This window comes from Tenacibaculum salmonis (genome assembly GCF_041053065.1).
In the GTDB taxonomy this organism is placed as follows: domain Bacteria; phylum Bacteroidota; class Bacteroidia; order Flavobacteriales; family Flavobacteriaceae; genus Polaribacter; species Polaribacter pacificus_A.
In genome coordinates, this window is record NZ_JBFCVV010000001.1 from 2625281 (window position 1) to 2637500 (window position 12220).

At 32.8% G+C, this 12220-nt stretch carries 6 protein-coding genes, 2 tRNA genes and 2 rRNA genes (1 of these 10 only partly in view); 8 read left to right on the plus strand and 2 right to left on the minus strand.

Going from position 1 to position 12220, the window contains the following annotated elements:
- Positions 1-10: 10 nt before the first annotated feature.
- The 3 genes from AB0T67_RS11595 (at position 11) to folE (ending at position 3157) form a co-directional block, all read left to right on the plus strand.
- Positions 11-940, plus strand: a complete 930-nt coding sequence (locus AB0T67_RS11595) for a YihY/virulence factor BrkB family protein (protein ID WP_369220418.1) — start codon at positions 11-13, stop codon at positions 938-940.
- A gap of 115 nt (positions 941-1055) precedes the next feature.
- Complete coding sequence (gene hisS, locus AB0T67_RS11600; RefSeq protein ID WP_369220419.1) at positions 1056-2420, plus strand: histidine--tRNA ligase; 1365 nt, start codon at positions 1056-1058, stop codon at positions 2418-2420.
- A gap of 44 nt (positions 2421-2464) precedes the next feature.
- Positions 2465-3157 carry a GTP cyclohydrolase I FolE gene (gene folE / locus AB0T67_RS11605; protein ID WP_271230414.1) on the plus strand — a complete coding sequence of 231 codons (693 nt, stop codon included), beginning with the start codon at positions 2465-2467 and terminating at the stop codon, positions 3155-3157.
- Positions 3158-3237: 80 nt separating this feature from the next.
- Here the strand turns inward: folE and AB0T67_RS11610 are convergent, their stop codons facing one another.
- Both AB0T67_RS11610 and AB0T67_RS11615 read right to left on the minus strand, forming a co-directional pair.
- Positions 3238-3414: a hypothetical protein gene (locus AB0T67_RS11610; protein WP_369220420.1), complete on the minus strand. Its 177-nt coding sequence runs from the start codon at positions 3412-3414 to the stop codon at positions 3238-3240.
- Positions 3415-3420: 6 nt separating this feature from the next.
- On the minus strand, positions 3421-8325 hold the full coding sequence (locus AB0T67_RS11615) for a PKD domain-containing protein (RefSeq protein WP_369220421.1): 4905 nt from the start codon (positions 8323-8325) through the stop codon (positions 3421-3423).
- A 483-nt stretch (positions 8326-8808) separates the two neighbouring features.
- Between AB0T67_RS11615 and AB0T67_RS11620 the strand changes: the two genes are divergently transcribed.
- The 5 genes from AB0T67_RS11620 to AB0T67_RS11640 all read left to right on the plus strand — a co-directional run.
- On the plus strand, positions 8809-9000 hold the full coding sequence (locus AB0T67_RS11620; protein ID WP_271230411.1) for a cold-shock protein: 192 nt from the start codon (positions 8809-8811) through the stop codon (positions 8998-9000).
- Positions 9001-9861: 861 nt separating this feature from the next.
- Positions 9862-11379 (plus strand): 16S ribosomal RNA (locus AB0T67_RS11625).
- A gap of 81 nt (positions 11380-11460) precedes the next feature.
- Positions 11461-11534: transfer RNA gene (locus AB0T67_RS11630), tRNA-Ile, on the plus strand.
- An 84-nt stretch (positions 11535-11618) separates the two neighbouring features.
- Positions 11619-11692, plus strand: a tRNA-Ala gene (locus AB0T67_RS11635).
- Between the two features lie 163 nt (positions 11693-11855).
- A 23S ribosomal RNA gene (locus tag AB0T67_RS11640) occupies positions 11856-12220 on the plus strand; it runs 2510 nt beyond the window's last position.
- Together the 16S and 23S rRNA genes with 2 tRNA genes alongside form the textbook arrangement of a ribosomal RNA operon.

A 12220-nucleotide genomic window follows, 5' to 3' on the forward strand; every position in this document is an offset into this window, starting at 1 on the left:
AGCTATACTAATGACAAAATCAATAGAAAATAAATTAAAAAAAATACCTATAATTAATTTATTGGTTCTTTTTTTTAAGGAAATTAAAATTCCAGGATTACAAGGAATGTCTTTGTACGATTTGTTTGAAATGTATGTAATCGGTATTGTAAAAGGTGCATTAACAACAAGAGCAGGAGGAATTGCATTTAGTTTTTTTATGGCTGTTTTTCCGTTTATGCTTTTTATATTATCGCTTATTCCGTATATTCCTATTGAAGGATTTCAAGAAAATCTATTTGGATTAATTCAAGAAATGTTACCGCCTAAAACTTTTGATGCCGTAGATATGGTGCTAAAAGATATTATTAATAATCAATATGGAGGTTTGTTATCTTTTGGTTTTTTGGCATCTATTTTTTTGATGACAAACGGTGTGAATGCTATTTTTGGCGGATTTGAATATTCATATCATGTAAAAGAAATAAGAAGTGTTTTTAAAGCATATTTTATTTCATTAGGAGTTTCATTATTGATGTCATTTTTCTTGATTATAACGGTTGTATTAATAATTTTATATCAAGTTGCTTTAGCTAGAATAGACCAGAAAGGCTGGTTTCATCCTGATGATTTAGATTTATTTTATTGGGGGAGAGGTTTGTTCTTTTTAATTATGATTTTTACGATTGTTTCACTTTTATTTCGTTTTGGTACAACTCAAGGAAAGGAAATAAAATTCTTTTCGCCAGGTGCAATATTAACAACTGTTTTATCGCTTCTTTCATTTTATGCTTTCGGAATTTATGTAGTAAAATTTTCAACATATAATCAGTTATACGGTTCTATAGGAGCTTTATTAATTCTGATGTTATTTGTCTGGATAAATGCTATTATTTTATTATTAGGTTTTGAATTGAATGCTTCTATTTACAGATTAAAACGTATTAATAAAACTTCGTAATGTAGCTATAAATTCAGATATTTGCCTGCTAAGTGGGTTTTGGTGTTTTTTATCAAAAATGAAATTCAACTAAAAGTAAAACTCATAAATAATCAATTATATTTTATCATTAATTATGAAACCATCAATTCCAAAAGGAACAAGAGATTTTTCATCAACAGAAGTTGCTAAAAGAAATTATATATTTAATACTATAAAACACTCATTCGAAAACTTCGGATTTCAACCTATTGAAACGCCAAGTTTTGAAAATTCATCAACCTTAATGGGTAAATATGGTGAAGAAGGAGATAGATTAATCTTTAAAATTTTAAATTCTGGAGATTATTTAAAAAAAGCTGATGAAACTTTATTATCAGAAAAAAATAGCCAAAAGGTAACTGCTCAAATATCAGAAAAAGCTTTACGTTACGATTTAACAGTGCCGTTTGCACGTTACGTTGTACAACATCAAAATGATATTACGTTTCCTTTTAAAAGATATCAAATTCAACCTGTTTGGAGAGCTGACCGTCCGCAAAAAGGTCGTTTCAGAGAATTTTATCAATGTGATGCCGATGTTGTAGGAAGTAAATCTTTATTACAAGAAGTTGAGTTTATTCAATTATATGATACTGTTTTTAGTAAGTTAGGTTTAAACGGTGCGACTATCAAAATTAATAATCGTAAAATATTATCTGGAATTGCTGAAGTTATTGGTGCAAAAGATAAATTAATCGATTTTACAGTAGCTTTAGATAAGTTAGATAAAATAGGAAAAGAAGGCGTTGTAAAAGAAATGCTTGAAAAAGGAATTTCTGAAGATGCAATTGAAAAAGTAGCGCCGTTATTTAGTTTTTCAGGAACAAATCAAGATAATTTAACTTCTTTAAGTAATATGTTAGCTGCTTCAGAAGAAGGTTTAGCAGGTGTAGAAGAATTACGTACTGTTGTTGATATGATTGAAGAAATCGGTTTATCATCAGCAAGTTTAGAGTTAGATGTAACTTTAGCACGTGGATTAAATTATTATACAGGTGCAATTTATGAAGTTTCTGCACCAAAAGAAGTGAAAATGGGTTCTATCGGTGGTGGAGGTCGTTACGACGATTTAACTGGAATCTTCGGATTAAAAGATGTTTCAGGAGTTGGAATCTCTTTCGGATTAGATAGAATTTACTTAGTTATGGAAGAATTAAACTTGTTTGAAGCAGTTGAATTGCCAAAACCAAGAGTATTATTTTTAAATTTTAATGAAGCTGAGAATTTATCAAAAATAAAAGCGATTAAAAATTTAAGAGAAAATAATATAAAATCAGAATTATATCCTGATGTTGCCGTGAGTAATAAACAAGAAAAGAAACAATGGAAATATGTTGGTAGTAGAGGCATAGAGTTTGTTGTTACTGATGTTGAGAACGAGGTGTTTGTCTTAAAAAATATGATAAATGGAGAGCAAACTACTTGTTCTTTAGATGAATTGAAAAAAATAATACAGTAAATTAATTACAATGTTGTAAATTTGCGCCCTAATAAAAGAAAGAAATGTCTGAAGTGAACAGCAATAAAATAAATGAAGAAAGAATAGATGATATAGGTGATAATCATGTAGGTACCTCGGCAAAAAATCCTTTAAGAGATGATGCTTTTGATTTATCTGATGAAGAAAAAATAGCTAAAATTCAAGAAAGCGTTAAAGATATTCTTGAAACGTTAGGTATGGATTTAACAGATGATAGTATGCAAGGAACACCAAAACGTGTTGCTAAATCATTTGTTAACGAAATTTTTATGGGATTGAATCCTGCAAATATGCCAAAAGCGTCAACTTTCGAAAATAATTATAATTATGGCGAAATGTTGGTCGAAAAGAATATCGTTGTGTATTCTACTTGCGAGCATCATTTATTGCCTATTATAGGACGTGCACATGTAGCTTATATTTCAGGAGGAAGAGTTATTGGTTTGTCTAAAATGAATCGTCTTGTCGAATATTTTTCTAAAAGACCACAAGTACAAGAGCGTTTAACGATGCAAATAGTACAAGCAATGCAAGAAGCTTTAGGAACTGAAGATGTAGCTTGTGTTATTGATGCAAAGCATTTATGTGTAAATTCAAGAGGAATAAAAGATATTGAAAGCTCAACAGTTACTGCTGAATTTGGTGGTAAATTTAAAGAGAAAAATACAAAACGTGAATTTTTAGATTACTTAAAAATGAATACTGATTTTAATTAATCAAAAAAAATATAATTTTTTAAATTAAAAAACTCTCAACATTTAAGTTGAGAGTTTTTTGTTTTTACAATAGTTGTTAATTAAAATAGCGTACCTGGAGCTTCAGGTGCTGGACTTTGAGCTTGTGCCTTTTGAGGATTAAGGATTAAATAAGTACCTAATGCTGTTAAAGTAGCATACTTTCCGTAATTCCCTATTTTTTTTAAAGCATCTTTTCTAGAGATGTCTTCACTATTATTTTTAGTTTGTTTTTTCATGGTGTTTTAGTTTAAAATAATCTTCTTAGTAATTTTACCTAAATTAGAATTTAATTGAATAATATAAATTCCTTCTGATGTTTTAGGTAGTTTAATTACCTTAACTCCATTTGATTTAAATTGTGTTGTAAATACTTTTTTACCTAACATTGAAAATACATTTAATGATGTATTGTCAGTTTGTAAACCAGTAATTGTTATGCTATTATTTTCAGATTTATAAATACTTACATTTTGTAAATCTTGTTGAGCTGGAGCATCGTTTAAGTTTTGAGAAGTCGTATGAATATAAAACTGCCCAGCACTTTTAGCCGCACTTTCTAAAACAACCTTATGGCTATTTTCAGAAATATTAGTAAATGTATTAGAAACTCTGTCTTCTAAGTATACTTTAATATCCGAAGGGAAATTTTGAGTATTTACAGAGAATGTAATTTGTTGACCAGCTTCAGCAGTTACTCCAACAGGAACAACCATTGTTTCTAAGTCAGTATTTGGTAATGATTGTATTGCTAATTTATTACCTTTATTATCTGTAATTAATTCTGTAAAGACTTCTAAATTAGCTTTGCTATCTGTAAACATTTTAGAGTCATATCCATTATCAAAACCAGTAGATTTATCTGTAATATAGAAAACTTTTGTTGATTTTTTATAATTCTCATTTTCTACAAATAACTCTAAAGATGTTTTAGGAGCAGATTTCATAAAAGTATCTGATTGATGACTTTGATTTGATGTAGCAAAAGTAACATCTGAATTAGAAATAGCATCAACAAAAAATGCTTGTCCTGGTGCAATTTCTAAAGAATTTACAGCATTATATGTTACATATTCTGTTCCATTCCACGCCCAGATAGTTTCTTCAGAAAGTAATGCTGTATTTGCATTTACAAAAGTAGCTGCATTTACATAAGCAGTGAATGGGTTACCAACTAAATTGAAATTAGTTCTATCTCCTGTTGTAATAGGGTAGTTAATATTTGTTGTATTTGCTGTTCCTGTGATAGAAATTTTTTCAGAATTAGCTAATTTAACAGATAATCCAAGTCCCGAAGCTATTAAACCAGTTTTACTTGTTTGTGCATATAACCAAGGAGCTCCAGTAACATTTGAATATTCTCCAATACCTATATTACTATTAGAACCGGTAGCAAAAGTATTATTTGCAATTACATTTTCATAAGTTCCTCCAGAAACTGGAATTGAAATTAAGTGCCAGTTTGTATCAGGAATATTTCTTTTATAAGTAACAGCACCTGTTACACTACTTTGAGGAATAAAAGAAGCACCTGAATTAATAGTTAGCGAACTAAACGTTACTGCAGAACTAGCAGTAGGATAATTTGTTAAACCAGCAGGAACTGTAATAATACTTGTAGCTGTTGGTACTGTATTAGTGTTCCAGTTACTAGCTGTATTCCATTCATTACTAGTGTTTCCTGTCCAAGTAATGCTTTCTGCATCAGGAGTTGAAGTTATAGCTAAATTATCAATCCATATTCTAGTTCCATATCCTGAGATGTTTTTAAATTTAATTAAAACATTATCTTGACCATCATATGCAGTTAAATCTATAGTTTCTTTTCTCCAATCTGATGCTTGAGAAGGAATAAAATCATTAGCTTCATTATCATCAGGAGTTTCTTCTAAATCACGAACAGCAACTGTTTCTAATTCAGTATGCATTTTATTGTAAACATCTGTCCAAGTAGCTCCACAGTTTGTAGAAACTAAAACAATTAAATTATCAGGAGCATCAGCATCAGGTACATATGAATTTGTAAATTTAGTATATGATACATCAAATTCCATTTTTTTATCTCCTGTTACTGAAAAATCAAATGGTTTTAATATTAATTCATCTATTTTATCAGTAGGGTTATCTGCATTGTTTATCACTAAACAAGAAGAGTCTCCATTACCAGCATCACTTCTTTTTTCCCAAAGAATTTCATCATTATCAGGGTTTATAATTTCCCAATCAGCAATAGGGAATGCACCTTCAAAATCTTCAATATATGGTAAAGAATTATTTCCTTTTACAGTAACAAATCCTGTTTTTGTAGTAGTAGTTCCTGTACCAAATGTATTACTAGCAGTTAATGTAACTTCATAAATACCAGCTTGATTGTAAGTAACTGTTGGGTTTTGATCTGTTGAAACAGCAGGTGTTCCTCCTTCAAAACTCCAGTTCCAAGATGTAGGTATTCCTGTAGATGTGTCTGTAAATTGAATTGTACTTCCTAAACAAGCACTAGTATCTTGTTTTTCAAAATTTGAAGTAGGTTTTTCTTGACTATCTGTTGTGATAGATACATTATCAATCCAAATACGAGTACCATAACCAGATTCATTTACAAATTTAACTAATACGTTAGATTCTCCTTGGTAATCAGCAAGTATAACTCTTTCTTTTCTCCAGTGTTCAGGTAAAGTAGGTATCCAGTCATTAGCTTCATTATTATCTACTGTTAAAGGATCATCTAAAACTTCTACAGTTTCTAATACAGTATGTGTTTTTTCGTATAAAGTAGCCCAAGTTGTACCACAATCTTTTGAAACTAAAACTTTTAATTTATCAGGACTAGCATCATCATATTTAGTATAAGCTACATCAAAATAAAAGTCTGTAGCACCTACTGATAAATCTAATGATGGTAACATTATTTCATCTAATTCACCTACGGTAGAGTTATCTGCATTATTCATAATCATACAAAAACTATCTCCATTTCCTGCATTAGCCTGCTCAAACTCTAAACCATCATCAAAATTAATAATTGTCCAATCTGTAGGAGGGAAAGTTCCTGAGAAATCTTCTGTAAATGATTCTGATTTTGGGGTTTTTAAAACTACAAAAGCTGTTTTACTAACAGTAGTACTTCCATATTCATTTGTAGCTGTTAAAGTTACATCATATGAACCAGGTCCATTATAATCAACAACAGGATTTTGATCTGTAGAAGTAGCAGGTGTTCCTCCTGGAAATTCCCAAGACCAAGAAGTTGGAGTTGCATTTGATGTGTCAAAAAATTCTACTTGTTCACTTGTACATAAAGAACTTCTTGTTTTTGTGTAAAATTGAGTTTCAGGAGCAGTGTTATTAACTAAAGATATGGTAACATTATCAACCCAAACACGAGTTCCGTATCCAGAGATATTTTTAAATCTAAAAGTTAAATTAGAATTTCCATCATAAGCACTTAAATCTATAATTTCTTTCCTCCAGTGTGATTCTTCATTAGGAATCCAGTCGTTTGGAGATAATGCAGATATAGTAGTTTCTAATTCTAAGTGAGTTTTAGAGTATACTTCATTCCAAGTTGTACCACAATCTGTAGATACTTCTACTTTTAGCATATCAGGGCTATCTGCATCAAATTTAACATAAGCTACATCAAAATACATTTGAGCTTTTGTAGCACTAGAGAAATCATAAAAAGGTAATCTTAAATAATCTTCTTCACCTGTAACAGCATTATCTGCGTTATTCATTATAATACATGAAGAGTCTCCATTACCTACATCATTACGTTTTTCCCAAGCTAATTTTCCATCAGGATTTGTAATAGACCACCCTTTAGCAGGGAAAGTTCCAGAAAAATCTTCAGAAGTATCAGTTGTAGTATATTGATCAACATCAATATAATCTAATGCTTCAGTTGTATTTGTTCCTGATGTATTTGTTACTTGTAGAGTTACTTTATATTTTCCTGGGTTAGCGTAAGTAACTGTAGGATTTATATCTGTAGATGTAGCAGGTGTACCTCCTTCAAAAGTCCATATTCTAGAATCTGTTAAACCAGTAGATATATCTTTAAAAATAACACTTTTAGTACTACAAATAGCTGTTTCATTACTCTTAAATATAGCTGTAGGAGTACGAGGAGTTATACCTGTTGCTATTAAGTTACTTGGTTGCCAAAGCGAGCTTCTAGGGTATGGAGCTGTATCTGTATCTTCTAACCACATATTCATTACTGCAACTTGATCTACAGTAAACATGTTTTGACAAGAAGTGTTATAATCCATATGATTCTCTAAGTTTGGATATACATTTGCAGCATTTAATACATCTCTTGTACATCCTTCTGAACCTAAGGTTGGAGGAGTATCGTCAATACCATCATTTTCTACAGTCCAAGTTCCTGCATCTTTATCACTACCATTAAAAGTATGTTTTAAACCAAAATAATGACCAAATTCATGTGACATTACTTTTTCAAAACCATTATTACTACCAGAAGGATTATCAGGACAAGCATCTGCTCTACCTACATATCTCCAATTGTATACAACTCTAGGAAATGCAGATTGTACTGGTAAAAAAGCATGACCAGACTGATATTCTCCTTCATCTAAACCATTAGAGTGTGATACGATAAATACTTGTAAATAGTATTTTCCATTTTTACCCCACCACCATTGGTCATCAGTAATTTTAGAATCATATCCATCAGCAACTTGATCACTATCTGCTTGCCAATTCATACCAGGAGTCTCCATTAAGTTACCATCAGGATCTTCTTTAGCTAAAATAAATTCAACATTATCCATTTTACTTTTTACAGCATCAAATCTTGGATCTGTTGTATTGTATCCTGGGAATTCACCACGGAAATCTTTATTAACAACTTCCATTACGTCGTTAATTCTACACTGCATTTGATTTCTTGTTACAGAACCTCCATTATTTAATATATGGAATACTACAGGGATTTTATAATTTATTAAGGCAGTTTTCTTGCCAAATTGTTTTTGAGCCTTCATTTTAGCCATTGACTGCCTAAATCTTGCTTCATCTTTTTCAGACAATTTTGTTCCGCATCCATTTATTTTTGTTTGACCGATAGCAGTCAAAGCAAATAGGATTAAGGTAAAAGTTGATAAGTAATTTTTTAAATTCATGATATTTTTTAATTTTATTAAAAGGTTAAAAAGGGAAAAAAAGGTGTTTTAATTAGTAAATAGTACTTTTATGCAAAGTATTTAGTTTTAAGCAGAAATTTAACATTTAAACCAACGAATGATAGTCTTATTAATATAAATACTGTAATTTCAATTAATTTAAATGTTAAATTTCTGCTAATTTAATTTTTTTTTATTTAAAAAACATAGTATTTCACCTTTTTTTATACGGTAATCTGTAAAATTAACTAGTTTGTTAACAGGGTTCTAGTTTTTACTGAAACCGCAAACTTTAAATTAATCGTTTTTTAAGGTTTTTACATGTTTTTTTATTTAAAATAGTTGTAAAGCTGATAACAAATTAGTAACATTTTCTTAATTAAAAAAAATAACTGTTTATAATGAATTTGAAAAAAATGGAGTTACATTTGTGTCTAAATAAACGTTGTTTACACTAAAGTAAATAACATATAATTTTTTATTATGAATAGAGGTACCGTAAAATTCTTCAATGAGTCAAAAGGATTTGGATTTATTACAGAAGAAGGATCAAACAAAGAACATTTTGTACATGTTTCAGGATTAATCGACGAAATTCGTGAGAATGACCAGGTTGAATTCGAATTACAAGAAGGAAAAAAAGGATTAAATGCTGTTGACGTAAGAGTATTATAATATATTATTACCATAGTAAACTTTTTTAAAAAATCCTTATCAATAAATTGATAAGGATTTTTTTTAGTTAATTATTGAAAAATTAATTATCAGAAGCAATTTCCCGCTTTCCGCACTCGCTTTTTTTGTTTTTTCGAAAAGAAAACCAAAAAAGAGCTCAAACAAATGCTTCAATCGGGGCTAGGCATTTGTACAAAACTATTATAATTTCTTATTTTATTGATTATTTAGAGTTTTTTTAAAACAAGATTCCCGTCATGTTGAATTTATTTCAGCATCACATAATACAAAGAACTATGGAAAATAAGGATTTTAAAAAAAATAAACCAGCTGTAAACCGAATAAACCAGCTGTTTTAAATTCAAATAATTAAAAATACTTAAAAAGTGAATTGTTTAATTATTTGGAAATCAATACTTAATAAAATACTTTCAAAATAAACAAAAAAAGATGCTTGCTGTTCCAACAAAAGGGCGTAGATTTGCAACCGCTAACGGAAAAACGCAAGTTTAAAAGTTAACAACAGTTCATTAAAACATCGGTAAGTATCACATTAATAAAATGTAAAAAATAAGTTAAGTTTAGCTTGTTTGTAACAAATAAAAGGATGTATATTTGCAACCGCTTTCAGAAAGCGCAACGATTAAAGAAATTTGGAAATGACAATAATATGTCAGTTAGTTCGATTCTAACGTTTCTACAAAAAAATGATAAGATTATTCTTGTCTCTGGTTTTTTTAAAGAGAACTAGGTTCATTGAAAATATTGAAATTGACAGCGTAAATAAGAGTAGAATAACCACGTTCTATTAAATTAGAACAAATTCTTTTGAAACTTATTCATTAATATTATTTAAAATATACAATGAAGAGTTTGATCCTGGCTCAGGATGAACGCTAGCGGCAGGCTTAACACATGCAAGTCGAGGGGTAACAGGTAGCTTGCTATGCTGACGACCGGCGAACGGGTGCGTAACGCGTATAGAATCTGCCTTGTACAGGAGGATAGCCTTTAGAAATGAAGATTAACACTCCATAATGTAGTGATTTGGCATCGAAACACTATTAAACATTTATGGGTACAAGATGACTATGCGTCCTATTAGCTAGATGGTAAGGTAACGGCTTACCATGGCGACGATAGGTAGGGGGTCTGAGAGGATTATCCCCCACACTGGTACTGAGACACGGACCAGACTCCTACGGGAGGCAGCAGTGAGGAATATTGGTCAATGGAGGCAACTCTGAACCAGCCATGCCGCGTGCAGGATGACTGCCCTATGGGTTGTAAACTGCTTTTATACAGGAAGAAACCGTGCTACGTGTAGCGCCTTGACGGTACTGTAAGAATAAGGACCGGCTAACTCCGTGCCAGCAGCCGCGGTAATACGGAGGGTCCGAGCGTTATCCGGAATCATTGGGTTTAAAGGGTCCGCAGGCGGTCAATTAAGTCAGAGGTGAAATCCCATCGCTCAACGATGGAACTGCCTTTGATACTGATTGACTTGAGTTATATGGAAGTAGATAGAATAAGTAGTGTAGCGGTGAAATGCATAGATATTACTTAGAATACCGATTGCGAAGGCAGTCTACTACGTATATACTGACGCTGAGGGACGAAAGCGTGGGGAGCGAACAGGATTAGATACCCTGGTAGTCCACGCCGTAAACGATGGATACTAGTTGTTGGACTTCGGTTCAGTGACTAAGCGAAAGTGATAAGTATCCCACCTGGGGAGTACGGTCGCAAGACTGAAACTCAAAGGAATTGACGGGGGCCCGCACAAGCGGTGGAGCATGTGGTTTAATTCGATGATACGCGAGGAACCTTACCAGGGCTTAAATGTGGTCTGACAGCTTTAGAGATAGAGTTTTCTTCGGACAGATCACAAGGTGCTGCATGGTTGTCGTCAGCTCGTGCCGTGAGGTGTCAGGTTAAGTCCTATAACGAGCGCAACCCCTATTTTTAGTTGCTAACAGGTCATGCTGAGGACTCTAGAGAGACTGCCGGTGCAAACCGTGAGGAAGGTGGGGATGACGTCAAATCATCACGGCCCTTACGTCCTGGGCTACACACGTGCTACAATGGTATGGACAATGAGCAGCCACTGGGCGACCAGGAGCGAATCTATAAACCATATCACAGTTCGGATCGGAGTCTGCAACTCGACTCCGTGAAGCTGGAATCGCTAGTAATCGGATATCAGCCATGATCCGGTGAATACGTTCCCGGGCCTTGTACACACCGCCCGTCAAGCCATGGAAGCTGGGGGTGCCTGAAGTTCGTTACCGCAAGGAGCGACCTAGGGTAAAACTGGTAACTAGGGCTAAGTCGTAACAAGGTAGCCGTACCGGAAGGTGCGGCTGGAACACCTCCTTTCTAGAGAAAGATGGTGAGTTACAAAAGGGAAATTTTACTCTTTGCTGTTAATTTTAAAAAACACTAATAACAAGCTATTATAGTCTCATAGCTCAGCTGGTTAGAGCGCTACACTGATAATGTAGAGGTCGGCAGTTCGAGTCTGCCTGAGACTACAAAAAGCAAGTTGTTAGAAAGGAAATTCTAGAAACTAGAGGATTCGACATTCAAATTCTGAATAGTATTCTAGGATTTATAATGGGGGATTAGCTCAGTTGGCTAGAGCGCTTGCCTTGCACGCAAGAGGTCATCAGTTCGACTCTGATATTCTCCACAATCAGATTTAAATCTGAAAAAGTTCATTGACATATTGGTAAAATGATATCGTAAAGAAATCAAGATAGAGAAGTTAATCTTCGGGTTAACAACAATATTTTTATAAAAATAAATAATTATAAAGAGCTCGTTCTAAACATTTATGTTTAGAGCAAAAAGTACAATAAGCTAAATAAGGGCGTATGGCGGATGCCTAGGCTTTCAGAGGCGATGAAGGACGCGATAAGCTGCGATAAGCTACGGGGAGGGGCACATACCTTATAATCCGTAGATTTCCGAATGGGGCAACCCGGTATGTTGAAGACATATCACCCGCAAGGGGGCAAACCCGGTGAACTGAAACATCTAAGTAACCGGAGGAAGAGAAAACAATAGTGATTCCGTTAGTAGTGGCGAGCGAACGCGGATTAGCCCAAACCAATACTGTTACGGCAGTGTTGGGGTTGTAGGGCTGCGAGATTAGAATCTAAGAGAACTAGAATTGTCTGGAAAGACAAACCAAAGATAGTGATAGTCTAGTATAGGT